Origin of the sequence: Candidatus Poriferisodalis sp. (assembly GCF_965208895.1) — a bacterium.
Taxonomy (GTDB): Bacteria; Actinomycetota; Acidimicrobiia; order Acidimicrobiales; family Poriferisodalaceae; genus Poriferisodalis.
In genome coordinates, this window is the sequence record NZ_OZ242363.1 from 1,541,742 (window position 1) to 1,559,484 (window position 17,743).

Below are 17,743 nucleotides of genomic sequence, written 5' to 3' on the forward strand. Positions count from 1 at the left end.
ACTGGGGCGTGGACAGCCATCGGAGCTGCGCCAGCCGCGCACTGGCGCGACGCCAAGCATGCCGCTGCGTCAGACGGTGGAGCGGCAGGCGAAGTCACGGGGAAGGCTCTGGGGTGATACGAGCGCCGCAGCGGTCGGCTGCGGTCACATCGCTACATGTCGCCGGGCGTGATGTAGAACCAGATGGGGTGCTTCTCGCCGGCATCGGCCATGGACTTGCGGGCAGCCAGGATGGTGCGGCCGGCCTCCGTCGAGGTGAAGAACCACCGAGCGCCGGCCCACGCGGCGGGTGCGTGCTCGGCGAGTGCCAGTGCAGCCGTCTCGTAGTAGCCGCGGATGTCCTGGGCCACACGCGCGGGAATGCCCGGAATGCCGGCTTCCTTCCATGGGGTGCCCTCGGCAACATTGATGAACGACTGCACCGCTGCGGGAATGTCGTCCGCGCTGACGGTGCGGCCTGCGCCAGTCCGGTTGCCGAGCTTGGCCACTGCCCGGTCGTAGGCGGGCCGCAGCCCGTTGGCCTCGTCCACAGCGGGATGCAGGCTGGGATCGTGGCGGGGCGGCAGCTCGCACGACATGGTCTCGCTGCCGTCGTCGGTGATGGACTCGGCAAACTTCTCCACGACCGGTTCGGGCGAGCGCAGCAGCCCGAAGGCGTGGGCCAGGACCCGGTGCTGGAAATCCGCGTCGTTGGGCTTGCCGAGCGGGCGGCCCAGCGGGAATTCGCACCAGAGCCCACGGGGCGGGGCCGTGCCTTGGATGTGGGCGCCGATGGAGCCCAGCGCCACCGTGGCGATTCCGGCTTCCTCGAAGACGTGGGCGAGCGTACTCACGGTACGCGTGCACAACGGTCAGACAGGGGTGAACAGAGCGACGTCCACCTCCTGGTCGCGGAGGAACCTTGCGCCCGCAGGCCCGGAGTCCATCCGGACTGCCGAGAGGTCGAACTGGTTGCCCGCATAGGACAGGTGGATGTCGGAAACCTTGCCGATCGTGCCGTCGGCTGCGAGCTCATCGAGACGGTCGATCGGGAACACCGTGTTGAGGTCGAGGGCGATGCCGGTGGCGTCGAAGTTGGGGCTCCAGTGGCCGCACATGTAGTCGCGCCGGCTGCCATCGAGCATGCGGTAGCCGGTGTCCATCGGTGCGAAGTCGTCCTGGTCGGGATGGTGCAGCGAGGCGGAGGTCACGATCGCGACCGTGGCCTCGGCCAACGGTGGGGGCGTCGCGAACGCGGTCGTCTCGAAGTCGGGCATCTCGAGCCCGCCGGTCAGTGCCTTGACATCGGAATCAGCCATGGCGGCAACGCTAGGACGTGAGGCAGTCCCTCGCTCGGAAGCGGGGGCTCAGGCGGGTTGTTCCAGATTGAGGGAGCGTTGGCGGAGGCGGCGCATTCCTCGCAGCCAGCGGTCTGGGTCGGAGGCTTTGCGTTCTACGTAGGTCTGGGCCTCTGGGTGGGACAGGATGAGGAATCGCTCTTCGGCCATGGCCTCGGTGATGACTGCGGCAACGAATTCGGGTTCGACGATGCCGTCGGTACCGCCGTCGGCGAGTCGCTGCGGGGCCATGGCCGTGTTGACGCCTTGGGGGCACAGCACCGACACGCGGATGCCGTCGTCGCCGTGGAGGATTGCTTCCATCTCGGCCAGCTTGATGCAGGCAGCCTTGGTGACCGAGTAGGGCGCCGAGCCCATCGCAGCCAGCAGGCCGGCTGCGCTGGCGGTGTGGACCAGGTAGCCCTCGCCCCGGGCCAGCATCGAGGGCAGCACTGCACGAGCTGCGTACACGTGGCTCATGACGTGCAGCTCCCACTGGGACTGCCATGCGTCGTTTGACGCAACCACCCCGCCTTCGGCACCAGCGCCTGCATTGGAGAAGAACACGTCGATCGGGCCGTGTGCTTCGAGCGTTTGCTCTACGAGGCTTGTGACTGCCGCCTCGTCGGTGACGTCCAACCCGACGCCTTCGCAGCCGAGTTCGGCTGCCACGGCTCCCGCAGCATCAGCGTTGTAGTCGGCGACCACCACATGGCGGGCGCCCTGCGCCAGCCAATGGCGAGCGGTAGCAGAACCGATGCCGCCCCCGCCTCCCGTGATGATCGCTACCCGATCGCGCAACTCCATGACACTCTTCCCTCCTGCCGCCGTGAACTGCACCGCGTTCTCAGTGCAGAAAAGCCGACGACAGCGGCATATTTGCGCAGATTTGCAAGACGGCGCATTACTTGCGCAGAAAAACCGACGACAGCGGCGCGATTGCGCAGATTTGCGCTAGGCCGCCGGCTCGGCGGTGCCGATGCCGCCGACTTCTTCGCCGTCGTCGATTGCCTTGATCCGAGCCGCGTACGCGGTCTCGGCGAGGCGCTCGGCACCCAGGTGCCGGCCGGGGCTGGCACCGTCGACATGGCCCATGATCCCCCGGTACAGGCTGAACCCGCACAGGGCTGCCAGCTCTTCGGGCATGTCGCGGACGTCATCGGGCGCGAGGCTGTAGTACTGATTCTGCTGCTGGCGCATCCAGCCCCGGCAGTACTGCACGCTGATTCCCAGGCGCCAGTCGTCTTCGGAGGTGTTGGCGCCGCCACAGTGCCAAGTGCCGCCGTTCACCACCAGCACTGAGCCAGCCCCCATCTCGGCGGCGATGTACTCGGGCTTCTCGCCCGGCTGGGGCTCGTGGTCGAAGCGATGCGAGCCGGGCACCAGGCGGGTGGCGCCGTTGGAGTCGGTGAAGTCAGTGAACGCCCAGATGGTCGTGACCATGAAAGGCGGGCGGGGCCGCGGCACGTCGATCTGATCCACGAGGCCGTCGTCGGAGTGCAGGCCCTGGTGCACCTCGCCGGGGCCGATGTGCATGCACGTGGTGCCCGACAGGATCGCCCCCGGCTCCATCAGCTTCTGCGGGAACGGCAGCACATTGCGGTGGATCGGCAGCTTCCAGAACGAGCGGTCCTTGTGCAGCAGGTTGTACATGCGCTTGGTGGCGAACCCCTCGATGCGGTTTCCCTTCGGTTCGACGTTCAGCTCGTCTTCGACCCGCGCGACGGTCTCGCGGATCTCGCTGACCAATTCAGGTTCGATGGCGTTCTCGACGATGCAGTAGCCGTTCTCTTCCACTTCGTCGAGATAGCGCTGAAGCTCGGTTTCGTTCGCTGTGAGATCGGTGATGCCGCTCATGACACCAGTCTCGCAGGATGAGAGCGCTCAGGCCTCTTCGACACCGGCGAAGCGCAGGTCGCAGCCGTCGCGCACCTCGCTGGCGCGTCCCAGGAAGTGGCTGTCCTCGACGTTCCAGGTGTGCTCGTCGCCGTGGCGCACCCGCAGGTAGCCGGCGCCGTGGGTCCAGTAGATGCGACCGCCGGCCAGCGTGACGTCGTGGGCCAGGGCGATGTCGACCCGGCGCGGCACGCGTCGCCAGCCGCCGGCGGCTTCGAGATCGTGCCTTGAGATCATGAGCACGCCGCCAGAGACCCCAACGAACGGGATGTAGCGCTCGGAGAACTTCTGGCGGTTCTGGTCGCGCACGGTCGTGTCGAGCCGTTCGAGGTACACGTACTCGGCGGACTTGCCGATCAGCTCGGCGCCGGAGTACTCGTGGGCGAGCACCAGGTCACCGATGTGCTCGGCGCCGTAGTAGTCGTCGTCGTCCATCTTGGTGACCAACGACCCGCCGGCCGCCTCCGCAGCAGCTCGCAGCACCCCGCCGAGAGTCTGCGCGCCGTCGACGCGGACGATCTGCAGGGAGTGGCCGAGGTCGCCGGCCAGGGCTTGGATCTCGGCATCACTGTCGAAGCCGTCGCCGTGCAGGGCGAGCACGAGCTCGATGCAGGGGTAGGTCTGGCGGGCGACAGTCGTGATGACATCGGCCACCCGGTCCGGCCGCCGTGTCGGGGCCAAAATCGACACTTCGGGCGGCTGAGCGCTGACACCGGTCGACGCAAGGATCTGGTGGGCCCGGCTGCGCAGCGAGTGGTCACGCAGCGCGCAGCGGCGCATCTCGATGCTGAGCTGCTCGCGGCGGTGGGCGTCGGCATCGACGACCTCGCCCGACGCCATCAGGTCGTGCAGCTCCGGCCCGAGCGTCGCTGCGAGCGCCGGGTCCGGCGCGTCGATGTGCACCAGCACGCCGGCTGCGGCCAGCGCCGCCAGCGCACCTGCCCGTTCGGTGTGATGGCGATGATCGGCAGCCCGGTCGACCACGTGATGTCGGGAACGCAGCTCGCTGAGCAGCTCGCCGCCGATCTGCAGGCTGAACACCGATCCGCGTTCGGGCGACAGCACCGAGCGCAGCGCTGCGCTCTCGGGCTCGCACTCAGCGGACCAGCCGACCGGGTTGACCGCCTCAGGGTTGAAGGCCTGCACGCTGGCCCCCTCCGGCAGCTCGGCAAGCACCGCGACCACCGGCGGACGTTCGAGCGTGCTGGTGCGCAGAGCCGCCTGCGCCACGCGGGCGGAGTCAGCCAGCAGCACGTCGACGTGGTGGTCGCCGCCGTCGCCGACGTGAGGCGCGACTCGGGTGGAGGCGGCGAGCACTGACGATGCGGTACGACCGGCTGCGGAGAAGTTGGCGCCGAGCGGGTAGCGCGCCAGGCGTTGGACGTAGCGCTGACTGCGGGCCTGCAGTCCCAGCCAGATCCTGATCGTCTTGCGCGCGCGACGGGGCCATTGCCTGCGCACGCGGCGCAGCGTGAACCGCAGCCGGCGAACTCGCCAGCGGATGCCGCGTCCAATCCAGCGAAGGTTCGCCAGCCGCCAGCCGATGGCGCGAAGCACGGTGCCGACGAAGGGGGCGAAATCCTTCGGGTGGCGAATTCGACGCAGTCCGGCGCCCAGCGTCGCCAGGTGACGGCGCGTACGGGCCCACAGCCGCAGGAATCGCCTGGCGGGACCGTGCAGCTTGCCGGCGAGCCAGCTCTGGGGCTTGGCCTCCTGGGTGACGAGGAGGCTGTCGACGTCCAGTTCGATGACTGTGCCCAATTCGGCCACTGTGCGGCCTGAGCGGCGGGCACGGTGGATGGCCCAGCCGCGGGCGATGCCGACCCGGTGACCTGAGGCCAGGTCCGACTCGCCGGCGGCCGCGGTGCCGAGCTGGTTGTGGAGACGGCCGAGCATCCGGGGGCGGACCTGGGCGCCAGCAGGCACCCGCACGTGAAAGGCCGTTGCGGGGTGTGCGCGGGCTGCACCGCCGGCATCGCCCACGCTGACACGCGGGTCGGGGTCGAGCAGGCGGCGGAGCCGTTCGAACGCCTCGCCGGGCCGTTCGTCGACCCACACGACCAGGTCGTGAATGTCGCTTGCCAGCACCTGTTCGACGGTGTCCAGCACGTCGGTTTCGTCGTTGTGCCCGGGCTCGACCGTCACCACGAACTGCGGGATTGTGTAGGAGCGGCCCGGGGGTGAGGTGCGCAGCCGACGGTCTGGGATGAGGTGCGAGAGCTTGTCGCGCTGCTGGGTGAGACTGATCGTTTCATCCTCGCTGAGCACCGCTCCAGCGCCTTGGTGCCAGCACAGCGCAGCGCGTTCGGGCACCAGCACCGCCCCCAACGCGTAAGCACGCCAGCCGAACTCGATGTCCTCCGAGCCCCATTGCGTGAACGACTCGTCGAAGCTCCCTGCGGACTCAAAGAGCTTCTTCGACACCGCGAAGTTGCCGCCGGTAACCACCCGGAACACGTCGTCGGCATCCGAGGCGAGGTCGTCGGTCACCTCCATCCGGCGCTCGATCCACTCGGGGTGCTGAATCGGCCGACCGGAGAAGAGATCGGCGAGCGTGCCGGGCCGGTCGCGCACGTCGGGCGCCCCGATGCCGTCCACTTCGACGTGGCGGCGGAATCCCAGCGTGAGCAAGTCGCTGGCGGCGTGGTGCCAGCGGGCGTGGGCGGCGAGCCAGTCGGCCTCGGGGACCATGTCGCAGTCGAGGAAGACCAGCACATCGCCCTGCGCGGCACGGGCGCCGTTGTTGCGAGCCCGTGCCAGGCCGAAGCCGAGATCTTCCTGGTGGACCACTCGCAGGCTCAACCGGCTCGGACTCGCTGCGTCGGGGGCTCGAAGCTCAAGCGCAGCCAAGTCGAGGGGCGGATCGGACCCGTCGTCCACCACGATGACCTCGAAGAGGTCCAGGGGGTAGGTCTGGCGCTCGAGTCCGGCCAGCGTCAGCGCGAGCGCCTTCGGCGCCGCGTAGTAAGGGACGACCACCGTCACCGGCAGCAGCGGCTCGAACACGTCCAGCGGGGCCACCCCCAGCGAGCGCCAGTCGTTGCCCCGCACGTCGGCGGGCGGCGGCGCGGGACGGTGTGGAGGCAGTGTGAACAAGGGCGGTCCGTTGCGGTCAGACATCCGTCGCCGGACATCACTCAGCGGCGTGAGTATGCCCCCGCTGACTGCCCCGCCCTGCAACGGGGGCCGTCCGCGGACGCGCGGATTGGTGAACCTTCTCGTCGTTACGAGAATTGTTTCCCACTCTTGTTCGCTTCGCTCACAGGCCGCTCGGGCCACGGCTTCGCCTTACGGCTCAGCCTCGGGCGCCTTCGTAGGATGACCGGCATGGACGCCGACGGCTCCGGTGCCGGCGATGCAACGGTGAGACCGCTCATCGACTTGACATCACGGCCATCGACGCTGACCTATCTGCGCGAAGCGTGGCGGCGGCGTGAGTTCGCCATCGTGGTGCCCGCACAGGATCTGCGGGCCCAGAACATGGACACCACGCTGGGTCAGCTCTGGCACCTGGTGAATCCGGCGCTGCTGGTCGGCGTGTACTTCCTGGTGTTCGGCGTGATCATCGACACGAAACGCGGGGTCGACAACTTCCTAGGCTTCCTCATCGTCGGCGTCGTGCTGTTCCATTTGACCCAACGCGTCACGCTGGAAGCGTCCGGCTCGATCACCCAGAACCTGGGCCTCATCCGTTCGATCCAATTCCCGCGCATCCTGCTGCCCGCAGCGTCGGTGAACGGCCAGACTGCGGCGTTCGTGCCTGCGCTGGTGCTGGCGCTGCTGGCGGTGCTGGCGACCGGCGAGCTGCCGACGCTGCGATGGTTCGTCCTGCCGGCCGTGCTGGTGGCGCAGTTCGCCTTCAACTTCGGGGTCGCGCTGTTGGTAGCCCGCATTGGGACGACGATGCCGGATCTTCGCCAGATCCTGCCGCACCTGTTCCGGCTGCTGTTCTACGGCTCGGGCGTGATCTTCAGCGTCGACGCGTTCGTGCAGAGCACAGCGTGGCGGCGGGCCTTCGCGCTCAACCCGATCTACGACGTGATCACTTGCGCCCGCTGGTGCCTGCTGGGCGAGCCGGTGGATCTGTGGGTTGTGGCTGGACTGGCGGTGTGGTGCATCGTGATGCCGGCTGTGGGGTTCGTCGTGTTCCACCGGTCCGAGCAGAGGCTGGGCGCGTGAGCGACCCGACTGTCACGGTCGAGGTGCGCGAGGCTCACGTCAGCTACCGGGTGTTCGAAGAGCCTGCCATGGGCCTCAAGCAGGGCTTCGCCCGGGGACGGATGCGCCGCCAGTACCGCATGATCCCGGCAGTTCAGGGCGTGACACTCAATCTGCACGAGCACGAGACCCTGGGCCTGATCGGGCCGAACGGTGCGGGCAAGTCGACGCTGCTCGCTGCGATGACCGGTCTGCTGCCCCTGCGCTCGGGCAGCATCCGAGGACGGTCGCGGCCGTCGCTGCTCGGCGTGTCGTCGGTGCTGCGGCCGGCATTGTCAGGCCGGCGCAACATTCTGATCGGCGGGCTGGCGCTGGGTTTCACCCGCGCCGAGGTCGAGCGCCGGATGGACGAGATCATCGACTTCGCCGGGTTGCGTGCCGCCATCGACCGCCCGATGCGGACGTATTCCGCGGGAATGCGCGCCCGGCTGCGCTTCGCCATCGCCACGGCCCGGATACCCGAGATCCTGCTGATCGACGAGGCGCTGACCGTGGGTGACGAGGAGTTTCGGCGGCTGGCGGCCGAGCGCATCGACGACGTGCGCTCAGCGGCTGGCTCGGTCGTGCTGGTCACCCACAACATGAACGAGATCCGGCGATTCTGCGATCGGGTGGTCTGGCTGGACGAGGGCCGCATCCGGGCGGTCGGCGAGCCCGCCGAGATCGTCGATGACTACCTCTCGGCCCCCAGCTCCAACTCCCGCTGAAGACTCGGGCGGCTCGCAGCCTGGGGTGCGAGACTGACCCCGTGGCTGCGGGGGCGGGGGTGAACGGCTCGGGCCGGCGCATCATCCTGAACGCGTTCACGATGAACTGCGTCGGTCACATCCAGCAGGGCCTGTGGAGGCGCGACGACACCCGCCAGCGCGAATACACCTCGCTCGAGCCGTGGCTGGAACTTGCCCGCATCTGCGAGGCGGGCTGCTTCGACGCCATCTTCCTGGCGGACGTGATCGGGCTCTACGACACGTACCGAGGCAGCCCCGACACGTCGCTGCGCGAGGCCATGCAGGTGCCCGTGAACGACCCGATGCTGCTGATCCCAGCCATGGCAACGGTCACCGAGCACCTCGGGTTCGCCTTCACCAGCAACGTGCTGCAGGCGCACCCGTTCACGTTCTCCCGCCAGATCTCCACGCTCGACCACCTCACCGGCGGGCGCGTGGCCTGGAACGTTGTGACCTCGTACCTGCAGAACGGTGCGCAGAGCCTCGGCTACCCCCGGCTGCCCAAGCACGACACACGCTACGAACGAGCCGAGGACTACCTGGACGTGTGCTACAAGCTCTGGGAGGGCAGCTGGTCTGACGATGCCGTGGTGGCCGACACCGAACGCGGCGTCTACACCGACCCCGACCGAGTCTGGCCGATCGACCACGAGGGCCCGTACTACTCGGTGGCCGGACCTCACTTGTCGGAGCCGTCGCCGCAGCGCACGCCGGTGATCTACCAGGCCGGCTCGTCGGACCGGGGGCGGGACTTCGCAGCGAAGCACGCCGAGTGCGTCTTCGTCGTGGGGGGCTCACGAGGCCTCGGGCGCATTGCGGAGGACATCCGGCGCAGGGTGAGCGCTGCGGGGCGTCATCCCGACGATGTGAAGATCATCGCGGGCCTGTCCCCCATCGTCGGCGGGACGGAGGCCGAGGCGAAGGCCAAGCACGCCGACTACCTCGAGACGCTCTCGGTGGAAGCGGGTCTGGCGCACCTGAGCGGCAATCTCAATGTCGATCTCAGCCACATCGACCCCGACCAGCCGCTCGAATCGCTGCGCACCGAAGGAGTGCGCGGGACGGTCAAGTCCCTGCTGGATTCAGCTCGGCCGGGCACCCGAACCTTCGGCGACCTCATCAAGCTGAACATGGCTGGGCAGTTCCTGGTGGGCTCACCCGAGCAGATCGCCGATGGCATGGCGCGCCGGCTGGACCAAGGCGTCGACGGTTTCAACTTGGTGTATGCCACCACCCCAGGCACGTTCGTGGACTTCATCGAAGGGGTCGTCCCAGTGCTGCGCGAGCGAGGTCTCGTGCAGCGGGAATACCTGCCGGGAACGCTGCGCGAAAAGCTCTTCGGCCGCAGTCGCCTGCCCGACACCCACTACGGCGCCGGTTTCCGCCAATAGCCGACGCGGCAAGTTCGCACTTGCGCGCTCCTGGCGCCGGATCGCTCGCTCAGCGGAGAGTTGCGGACGGGTTTGGTGGAGGAATGCTGCGCTGGCCGGAATGCGGCCTGTTCAGCCAGCCAACGTGGCCCGTGACGGTCCCCGCAGGGTCACGCCGCCGTCGACGACCAGCGTGTGGCCCGTGATGTAGCGGGCTTCGTCGGTGCACAGGAATCTGACCGCCGCGCCGATGTCCCAGCCGTTGCCTTCGATTCTCAGCACGCTGGCCCGTCGACGGGCCTCGGCGAGTTCGGAGGGCATGTCGTCGCCGCCGACGAGCGGCGTCCGCACCGGTGACGATCGCCACCCGCCCGCTCAGATCCGCGCTCGCCCGTGCCCCAGTCATCAGCCAGCCCTCGAACGGGGCGCGCGCTCAGCGGCCACCGTTGCGGCGCAACGTGCTGCGGTCTTCCAGCGGCGTCCATGCATCGGCGTAGCCGTCCTGCAGCTCATCGAGTCCAGCTGCCCAGGCCGTGGGGATCCACGCGTAGCGGGATTCGAGCATGAAGACGAGCATGTCGGCCATCCGCCGGGGCTCCGGATCAGCTGTGGTGCCGGCGTCGTAGGCGTCGATGTCGGGGCCGTGAGGCAGGAAGGCGTTGTGGATGCTCACGCCGCCGGGCATGAATCCCTCGAGCTTGGCGTCGTAGGTGCCCTCGATGAGCCCCATCAGCTCGCTCATCACGTTGGAGTGGTACCAGGGCGGGCGAAAGGTGTGCTCCTGCACGGCCCAACGCTCGCGGAACAGCACAAAGTCGACGTTGGCAGTGCCCGGAATGTCCGAGGGAGATGTCAGCAGCGTCCAGATCGACGGCGCCGGATGGTCGAACAGCAGCGGTCCGAGCGGACAGTAGTTGCGCAGGTCGTACTTGTACGGGGCGAAATTGCCGTGCCAGGCCACGACGTCGAGCGGCGAATGGGGCAGGTGAGTCTCGAGCAGGCGGCCGTCGTGCTTGAAGACCAGCCGTGTAGGCCGATCCTCGGCCTCGTAGCCGGCTACGGGATACAGAAAATCCCGCGGCATCGCCAACGCGTCGACGCCGATGAGGCCCGGGTCAGGCAGACGGAAGGGCGCCCCGTAGTTCTCGCACACGTAGCCCCGAGCGGTCTCCTCCATGAGCTCGACCCGGAACTTGACGGCACGGGGGATGGTTGCCATTTCAGCCGGCCCGACGGTGAGCGTGCCCAACTCGGTGACGAGCCGCAGCGTCCCCAGCTGGGGCAGGATCAGCATTTCGCCGTCGGCGTTTGCGAACACTTCGTCTTCCATCGAACGGTTGGCGAAGTACAGGTGCGTGGCTGCGCCGCATTGGGTATGGGCGTCGCCATTTGCCGCCAGCGTGCAGAGACCTTCCAGCCAGGTTCGGGGCTCATCTCCGATCCCGACGGGGCTCCAGCGCAACTGCGCCACCGGCGGTGTGCCCTCGCGGCACGGCGAGGTGCGGATGTTGCCCGGATCGATGTCACCAAGCGCAGTGACGTGGCGCACCGACGGGCGGATGCGGTACATCCACGTCCGCAGCGCATCGGCCCGGGCAACTGTGAAGGCGCTGCCGGTCAACTGCTCGGTGTACAGGTCATGGGTGACGCGCTGGGGGCTGTTCTGGCCGATCGGCAGCGTGCCGGGTTCAGCCTCGGTGGCGTGCTCGTTGCCGAACCCGCTCTGGTACTCGATGCCAAAGTCGTCCCCCATGGCGGCCAGCCTAGATCGGGCCTCTGACAGCTTCCTTCACGGAGGCCGTGGGCCGTCTCAAGGGCCGACCGGACGCCGGCGGCGCATGGTCATCGCCAGTACTGAGGCGCCAGCGGCGCACACGGCGAACGCCATCCAGACCACGTCGAAGCTGCCCGTCCACTCGATGACGAAGCCAGCCGCCAGGCCGCCGACACTCAGTCCCGACATGAAGCCCAACATCACGATGCCTGACGCCCGCCCGGTCAGCGCAACGGGGACGCCGGTGATGATGGCCAGCATCGCGACGGCGTTCCACGACATCATCGTGAAGCCCGCCAGCAGCGACATCGCCCACATGAGCGAGCCATGGACTGAGGTGGCAGCCAGGAGCATCACCATCGCGACAACGGTGAACGCCGACTGGACGGCGAGCGCGCTCGCCGGGCGGACCCGCGACTCCGTGAGACGGGCCCACCAGATGCGCGACGCTGCCGCGACGATGCCTGCGAGCGCGCTGGCCATCCCAGCCCAAAAGTTGGTCCAGCCCAGCGACTGCTCGGCGAAGAGGACCTGGAATCGGCCGACGCCACCGACCACGCCGCCCATCAGCAGCGAAAACCAAGCGATCTTGGTGATGAATACCCGCTCAGCGAACTCCATCCGCTCAGGTCGGCGATGATTGGGCTTGTCGGCGAACGCCGCGCCCGGCGACGCGTCGTACTCGGGCTCGCCACCGGCGCCCGGGCGGGCATCGGGCCGCATCCACAGCCCGATGCCGAGGGCGCACACCAGCGCCACAGTGCCGTAGATGCCCATGGCGGTCCGCCAGCCGAACCAGACGGCCAGCGTCGGCAGCGTGGAGCCCGACAGGAAGATGCCGAACATGACGCCCGACTGCTTGAGGCCCGTGATGGTGCCGCGATGTCCTGCGGGGACACGCTCGGCGATGAGCTTGTTGGTCGCCGGGTTGCACCAGCCCTGGCCGAGACCGGCGAACGCTGCCGAAGCCATGAGCACCCACAGGTTGGTGGCAAACGCCATGCCGAACATGCCCACACCTGCGGTGCTGATCGTCAGCACGGTAGAGAGCTTCGGCCCGACGCGATCGGTCAGCCGGCCCGAGAGGGGGGCGAACACGGCCGCGACGACCGTGTTGGCTGTTAGGGCCACGCTGAACGCGCCGGTCGTGATGTGAAGCTCGGCAATGAGATCAACTGCCATCACCGCCGGCAGCATCATGGGGATCGGGCCGAGCACCATCGTCGCGACCAGCACGAAGTTCAGACCGAGGCGCTGCATCGGGCTGTCGCCGGTCGATCCGGGCGCTGCAGGCGCGTCTGACGTTGCCCTTGCAGCGTCGCCCGTTGTCATCGACTGGCACCCTATGTCTGCTGCCCGACAACCGTGCGGCCGCTGTGACTCGGCACAGTTGTGTCGCCAGGCACACCTCGGTCAGCGACGAGGCATCAGCCGCACATTCCCACGAAGGCAGCGGCCGTCCAGAGTGCATAGCGTTCCAGCGTGAATTCTCCCCAGGTGTTGATTCCCGCCGACGACTACGAGCGGCTCGCCGACCGGCTGTCGGCGCTTGACCACGACATCGAGCCGCTGCTGTGGAGCCGCGACGGAGTGAGCCTCCCTGACGGTTCGGCGATTGCAGACGCAGACGGAACGCCGATCGGCGAGGCTGGCTACGCACCCAGCGCCGCCTGCATCTCGATCGGGCTGCTGTTCGGCGGCGACCTAGCGCCCTTCGTCGAAGCCGCCCTCGCTCCGGGGACGCTGCGCTGGACGCAGGCATGTCTCGCCGGCACTGATGCGCCGCCATTTCAGCAACTGCTGGCCGAAGGCGTGCAGCTGAGTCGCAGCGACGCTCCCAACGACGCCACCGCTGAGCACACGATGTCGCTGGTGCTCAGTACGTTCGGTGACTGGGCTGGGCGCATCGATCGGCGGCGGGCTGGCACGTGGCTGCAGGTGCCATGGCGGGAGGTGCGCGGCAGCCGCTGGCTCATCGTCGGATTCGGATCGATCGGCCGCAAGCTTGCCGCGCTCGCCCGACCCTTTGGCGCACTTGTTGTCGGCGCCCGCCGCAGCGTCGCTGATGACGCCGATCTCGCAGCCGCCGACGCGATGGTCACGATGGAGGCCGTGGCCGACGAGCTGCCGCTGGCCGATGTCGTCGTCCTGACCTGCCCGCTCACCGATGAGACGCGGGGGCTCGTCGACGCCGATTTCCTGGCGGCCATGCGCGGCGACGCTGTCCTGGTCAACGTTTCTCGGGGCCCCGTCATCGACGCTGAAGCGCTGCTGGCGTGGCTGGACGCGGACAACGAGGCCACCGCAGCGCTCGACGTCTTCGACACCGAGCCGCTGCCCGCTGAGAGCCCACTGTGGAATCACCCCAAGGTGGTGATGACCACCCACATCGGCGGTGCCGGCAGCGGCATGGCGGCCCGCAACGACGACCTGTTCGTCAGCCAGCTCGAGACGTTCCTCGCTGGCGATACGCCGCGCCTGCTCGTGGCGGGCTGAACCATGAGAGCTGGATTGTGAGAGCTGCATCATGAAGACAGAGACGCTGCTGCCGTTGGGCAAGCTCGACCCGGGGCTGCGCGCACCTGACGTGCCGCTCGATGTGACGACTATCGGCGAGGCCGCAGCACAGGTCGAGTCACTCGGCTACGACGCCCTCGTCGTCGAAGAGACGAAAGACGACCCGTACCAACTGCTCGCCATGGCGGCAGTGGCGACCTCGACGCTGGGACTCGGCACGTCGGTGGCGATGGCGTTCCCCCGGTCCCCGACAGTCACCGCGCTGTCGGCTTGGACATTGCAGAAAGCCTCCGCAGGACGGGCGATCTTGGGGCTGGGCTCCCAGGTGCGCGGCCACATCCGCCGCCGCTACGGCATGGACTGGTCGGCACCGGGCCCGTGGATGCGCGACTACGTCGGCGCGGTGCGTGCGGTGTGGCGCTGCTGGCAGGACCGCACTCCGCTGGAGTTCGAGAGCGAGCACTACAACCTCAACTTGATGGTGCCGCTGTTCGATCCCGGCCCGATCGACCATCCCGATATTCCCGTCCACCTCGCAGCGATCAACCCGAACATGTGCGGCGTCGCTGGTGAAGTCGCCGACGGCGTCCGGCTGCACCCGGTGTGCTCGCCCCGCTACATCACCGAGGTCATGGCGCCTGCAGTGGCCCGAGGCGCCGAACGCGCTGGGCGTGACGCCGACGAAGTGGACTGGTGCATGAAGCCGCTGGTTGCTACGGCGCCCGACGAGGCAACGCTGGCCGTGGTGGCCCGCACGGTGCGCGAGCGCGTGGGCTTTTACCTCTCGACACCCGCCTACCGGGCAGCCTTCGATGTGCACGACTGGACCGAGGAGGCGAACCAGGCCGCGGTGCTGTCGAAGGCACAGCGATGGGACGAGATCTCGGCGATCGTGTCCGACGAGATGCTCCACACCATCGCCACCGTCGGCACCTACGACGAGATCGGCCGGCTGCTCGCCGAGCGGTACGGCCCTCACATCGACCGCATCGAGTTCTCGATCCCCGTCAGCGCACCCAGCGACGGCGAGCAGCTCTCGGCAATCCTGGTCGAATTGGGCTCCGCAACCCGTCCGTGAGCATTCGGTCTTCGGACGGCAAATCTCCGGGGGTCTAGGGTCTCGCCGTCGGCCCTCGCCAGACGCAGGGCCACGTCAATAGGTGCAACAGCACAGCGATGGGGAGACAGCAGATGGGTGTCCTGGACGGACGGGTTGCGATCATCACCGGCGGCGCACGAGGGCAGGGCGCCATCGAGGGCCAGCTCTTTGCAGACGAGGGCGCGACGGTGGTGCTCACCGACGTGCTCGACGACGAGGGCGGACGGACTGCCGCGGAGGTGGGGTGTGAGTACCTGCACCATGATGTGGCTTCGGAGGCCGATTGGGATGCGGTCGTCACCGATGTCGTGAATCGCCACGATCGCATCGACGTCCTGGTGAACAATGCCGGCATCTTCCAGGGTGCGGGTCTCATGAACACATCGGCTGCCGACTTCGACCGCATGCTCGCAATCAACGCCCGAGGCGTCTTCTTGGGCATGCAGAAGGTCGGTGCCGCCATGGCCGGCGCCGAGACGGGCTCGATCGTCAACATCAGCTCGGTCGCCGGCCTCATGGGAACGATGGGATCGTTCGCGTACAGCGCCAGCAAGTGGGCTGTACGAGGCATGACCAAGTCGGCTGCGAAAGAACTGGGCCGCCGCAACGTGCGGGTCAACTCGGTGCATCCCGGCTACATCGACACTGAGATGCTGGCCCAGACCAGCGTGTTCACCGAGGACGACGACCGCACCCGCCGAGTGCTGCGTCAGGTGCCGCTGGGCCGCATCGCCGAGCCCGCCGAAGTCGGCCGCGTGGTGCTGTTCCTGGCCTCGGACGCCAGCAGCTACTGCACCGGCCAGGAATTCACCGTCGATGGGGGCATGTTCGGCTGAGCTTGCTCGGCCGAACCATCGGACACATCGGCTGAGCTTGCTCGGCCGAACCATCGGACACATCGGCTGAGCTTGCTCGGCCGAACCATCGGACACATCGGCTGAGCTTGCTCGGCCGAACCATCGGACACATCGGCTGAGCTTGCTCGGCCGAACCATCGGACACATCGGCTGAGCTTGCTCGGCCGAACCATCGGACACATCGGCTGAGCTTGCTCGGCCGAACCATCGGACACATCGGCTGAGCTTGCTCGGCCGAACCATCAGACACATCGGCTGAGTGGTCCCGGGGCTGAACTACTGTGACCCGCGGGTGTATCCCACGCGGCGAGGTCTGAGATGAACTACGACAGCGGAAATTTCCGTGCGGATCTCCGAGCCGGAATCGTCTCGGCGATTGTGGTGCTGCCCTTGGCACTTGCCTTCGGCGTGGTGTCGGGTCTGGGGCCCATCGCAGGTCTGTGGGGAGCGGTCGCCGTCGGCTTCATTGCCGCCGTCGCGGGCGGCACACGGGTGCAGATCTCCGCCGCGACGGCACCGGTGGCTCTGGCGGTGTCTTTCGTCCTCGTCAGGTATGCAGATTCACCGGTCGAGGCGCTGACCATCATCTTCATTGCGGGGATCATCCAGGTCCTGCTCGGGCTGCTGCGCATCGGCAACCTGTTCCAGTACACGCCCCACTCGGTGACGTCAGGCTTCGTCAGCGGTGTCGGGGTGATGGTGGTGCTGCTGCAAGTGCTGCCGTTCTTCGGCGCCGACCCGGTGCTGGGCAATCCGATCGACTCCATCCGTCATTGGGATGACGCGGCCCGCGACATGGACTTCCACGCACTCGGTGTGGCAGTCGCCACCTTCGTGATCTGCGCCGGGTGGCCGAAGCAGTGGCGCAAGTACGTGCCCTCAGCAGCTGGCGCCCTGGTGTGCGGAGCCATCCTCGGCGCGTGGATCTTTGACGGAGCGCCGCGAATCTCAGAGGTAGTGGAAGCGCCGTCGTTCTGGGCCATGGAGATGCCGGGCGGCGGTTTCTGGACAGCCGTCGCGGCCGCCATGACCATTGCCCTCATCGGCTCGCTGAGCAGCCTGCTGAGCGCCTCGGCAGCCGATTCGATGACCGGTCACCAACACGACCCGAACCGTGAACTGCTGGGCGTGGGCATCGGCAATGCGGTAGCCGCAATGTTCGGCGGCCTGCCGGGTGCGGGGTCGCCAGGTGCCACTCAGTCGAATATCCGGGCCGGAGCACAGACCCGTGTCGCAGGCGCCGTCTCCGCCGTGGTCGCACTCGTGCTGATTGTCGTGCTCTCCGGCCTCATCGACAACGTCCCCTACGGCGTGCTGGCGGGCATCTTGGGTTGGCTTGGGCTCAGCCTCATCGACTGGCGACTGATCACCCACCTGTACCGGGTGCAGCCAGAGCACATGCTGGTCATGCTGCTGACGCTGGGCCTGACCGTGTTTGTCGACCTGCTCGTGGCCATCGCTGCGGGGATCGTCGTGGCAGCACTGGCCGCCAGCCATCGCTTCGAGCGGCTGGAACTCGACAGCGTTCTGTCAGTGCCGATGCTCGACGCTGTGTTCTTTGCCGACAGCGACCGGGTCGACATCACCCAGTTCGATGCGTTTACCGCACGGGTCGGCATGGTGAAGATGCGTGGCAGCTTCACCGTTGCATCGTCGAACCGGCTGCGGATCGCCATCAGCAAGGACATCCAGGAGCACGAGGTCGTGATCCTCGATTTCTCCGAGACCAGCTACATCGACGACAGCGCTGCACTGGTAGTCGAGCAGCTCATCGACGCCGCCATGGAACACGACACCGAGTGCATCGTGATCGGGCTCGACAGCCTGCCCTCGGGAAGCCTGCAGTCGCTGGACGTGCTCCACCGGGTGCCCGGCGACCACTTCGTCGCAAGCTTTGACGACGCCCGCTTGATCGCTGCACGACTGCTCGAGATCAACATGGAGACCAGCTCGGACACCTGAGTCCCC

15 protein-coding genes are annotated in these 17,743 nt (G+C 67.7%); 7 read left to right on the plus strand and 8 right to left on the minus strand.

Annotation, left to right across the window (positions count from 1 at the left end; translation table 11 throughout):
- Window positions 1–152: 152 nt before the first annotated feature.
- From ACOGJB_RS06920 to ACOGJB_RS06940, 5 genes are all read right to left on the minus strand, one after another.
- Window positions 153–833 carry a hypothetical protein gene (locus ACOGJB_RS06920; protein ID WP_419840079.1) on the minus strand — a complete coding sequence of 227 codons (681 nt, stop codon included), beginning with the start codon at window positions 831–833 and terminating at the stop codon, window positions 153–155.
- Window positions 834–851: 18 nt separating this feature from the next.
- Window positions 852–1,298: a glycine/sarcosine/betaine reductase selenoprotein B family protein gene (locus ACOGJB_RS06925; protein ID WP_419840080.1), complete on the minus strand. Its 447-nt coding sequence runs from the start codon at window positions 1,296–1,298 to the stop codon at window positions 852–854.
- 48 nt (window positions 1,299–1,346) lie between these two features.
- Window positions 1,347–2,123, minus strand: a complete 777-nt coding sequence (locus tag ACOGJB_RS06930) for an SDR family NAD(P)-dependent oxidoreductase (protein WP_419840081.1) — start codon at window positions 2,121–2,123, stop codon at window positions 1,347–1,349.
- Window positions 2,124–2,270: 147 nt separating this feature from the next.
- On the minus strand, window positions 2,271–3,173 hold the full coding sequence (locus ACOGJB_RS06935; RefSeq protein ID WP_419840082.1) for a phytanoyl-CoA dioxygenase family protein: 903 nt from the start codon (window positions 3,171–3,173) through the stop codon (window positions 2,271–2,273).
- A gap of 27 nt (window positions 3,174–3,200) precedes the next feature.
- Window positions 3,201–6,308: a glycosyltransferase gene (locus tag ACOGJB_RS06940; RefSeq protein WP_419840083.1), complete on the minus strand. Its 3,108-nt coding sequence runs from the start codon at window positions 6,306–6,308 to the stop codon at window positions 3,201–3,203.
- Between the two features lie 231 nt (window positions 6,309–6,539).
- On the opposite strand from ACOGJB_RS06940, the gene ACOGJB_RS06945 reads away from it, so the two are divergent.
- Genes ACOGJB_RS06945 through ACOGJB_RS06955 form a run of 3 tightly spaced genes read left to right on the plus strand, consistent with a single transcriptional unit; the run spans window position 6,540 to window position 9,549 of the window.
- Entirely contained in the window at window positions 6,540–7,391 is an 852-nt protein-coding gene (locus ACOGJB_RS06945) for an ABC transporter permease (RefSeq protein WP_419840084.1), read from the plus strand.
- Window positions 7,388–8,137: an ABC transporter ATP-binding protein gene (locus ACOGJB_RS06950; RefSeq protein WP_419840085.1), complete on the plus strand. Its 750-nt coding sequence runs from the start codon at window positions 7,388–7,390 to the stop codon at window positions 8,135–8,137. The genes ACOGJB_RS06945 and ACOGJB_RS06950 overlap by 4 nt, the downstream gene beginning before the upstream one ends.
- Before the next feature lie 41 nt (window positions 8,138–8,178).
- Complete coding sequence (locus tag ACOGJB_RS06955) at window positions 8,179–9,549, plus strand: LLM class flavin-dependent oxidoreductase (RefSeq protein WP_419840086.1); 1,371 nt, start codon at window positions 8,179–8,181, stop codon at window positions 9,547–9,549.
- A gap of 111 nt (window positions 9,550–9,660) precedes the next feature.
- Here the strand turns inward: ACOGJB_RS06955 and ACOGJB_RS06960 are convergent, their stop codons facing one another.
- The 3 genes from ACOGJB_RS06960 to ACOGJB_RS06970 all read right to left on the minus strand — a co-directional run bounded on the left by ACOGJB_RS06960 (window position 9,661) and on the right by ACOGJB_RS06970 (window position 12,634).
- Entirely contained in the window at window positions 9,661–9,879 is a 219-nt protein-coding gene (locus tag ACOGJB_RS06960) for an SDR family oxidoreductase (protein WP_419840087.1), read from the minus strand.
- Between the two features lie 82 nt (window positions 9,880–9,961).
- Window positions 9,962–11,281 (minus strand): homogentisate 1,2-dioxygenase, encoded by a 1,320-nt coding sequence (hmgA, locus tag ACOGJB_RS06965; protein WP_419840088.1) that lies wholly within the window; start codon window positions 11,279–11,281, stop codon window positions 9,962–9,964.
- 57 nt (window positions 11,282–11,338) lie between these two features.
- Complete coding sequence (locus ACOGJB_RS06970) at window positions 11,339–12,634, minus strand: MFS transporter (protein ID WP_419840089.1); 1,296 nt, start codon at window positions 12,632–12,634, stop codon at window positions 11,339–11,341.
- Window positions 12,635–12,784: 150 nt separating this feature from the next.
- Here ACOGJB_RS06970 and ACOGJB_RS06975 point away from each other — a divergent pair, with 150 nt between their 5' ends.
- The 4 genes from ACOGJB_RS06975 (at window position 12,785) to ACOGJB_RS06990 (ending at window position 17,737) form a co-directional block, all read left to right on the plus strand.
- Window positions 12,785–13,798 (plus strand): NAD(P)-dependent oxidoreductase, encoded by a 1,014-nt coding sequence (locus ACOGJB_RS06975; RefSeq protein WP_419840090.1) that lies wholly within the window; start codon window positions 12,785–12,787, stop codon window positions 13,796–13,798.
- Between the two features lie 31 nt (window positions 13,799–13,829).
- Entirely contained in the window at window positions 13,830–14,897 is a 1,068-nt protein-coding gene (locus ACOGJB_RS06980; protein ID WP_419840091.1) for a TIGR03617 family F420-dependent LLM class oxidoreductase, read from the plus strand.
- Between the two features lie 113 nt (window positions 14,898–15,010).
- Window positions 15,011–15,754, plus strand: a complete 744-nt coding sequence (locus tag ACOGJB_RS06985) for an SDR family NAD(P)-dependent oxidoreductase (RefSeq protein WP_419840092.1) — start codon at window positions 15,011–15,013, stop codon at window positions 15,752–15,754.
- A 339-nt stretch (window positions 15,755–16,093) separates the two neighbouring features.
- Window positions 16,094–17,737, plus strand: coding sequence for a SulP family inorganic anion transporter (locus ACOGJB_RS06990; RefSeq protein ID WP_419840093.1), 1,644 nt, complete (start codon window positions 16,094–16,096; stop codon window positions 17,735–17,737).
- Window positions 17,738–17,743: the final 6 nt, after the last annotated feature.

Bases quoted from the DNA above. Each gene is read 5' to 3' on its own strand.
- ACOGJB_RS06945 (WP_419840084.1), top strand. From the start codon at position 6,540: ATGGACGCCGACGGCTCCGGTGCCGGCGATGCAACGGTGAGACCGCTC.
- ACOGJB_RS06980 (WP_419840091.1), top strand. From the start codon at position 13,830: ATGAAGACAGAGACGCTGCTGCCGTTGGGCAAGCTCGACCCGGGGCTG.
- hmgA (WP_419840088.1), bottom strand. From the start codon at position 11,281: ATGGGGGACGACTTTGGCATCGAGTACCAGAGCGGGTTCGGCAACGAG.
- ACOGJB_RS06925 (WP_419840080.1), bottom strand. From the start codon at position 1,298: ATGGCTGATTCCGATGTCAAGGCACTGACCGGCGGGCTCGAGATGCCC.
- ACOGJB_RS06935 (WP_419840082.1), bottom strand. From the start codon at position 3,173: ATGAGCGGCATCACCGATCTCACAGCGAACGAAACCGAGCTTCAGCGC.
- ACOGJB_RS06930 (WP_419840081.1), bottom strand. From the start codon at position 2,123: ATGGAGTTGCGCGATCGGGTAGCGATCATCACGGGAGGCGGGGGCGGC.
- ACOGJB_RS06970 (WP_419840089.1), bottom strand. From the start codon at position 12,634: ATGACAACGGGCGACGCTGCAAGGGCAACGTCAGACGCGCCTGCAGCG.
- ACOGJB_RS06985 (WP_419840092.1), top strand. From the start codon at position 15,011: ATGGGTGTCCTGGACGGACGGGTTGCGATCATCACCGGCGGCGCACGA.
- ACOGJB_RS06990 (WP_419840093.1), top strand. From the start codon at position 16,094: ATGAACTACGACAGCGGAAATTTCCGTGCGGATCTCCGAGCCGGAATC.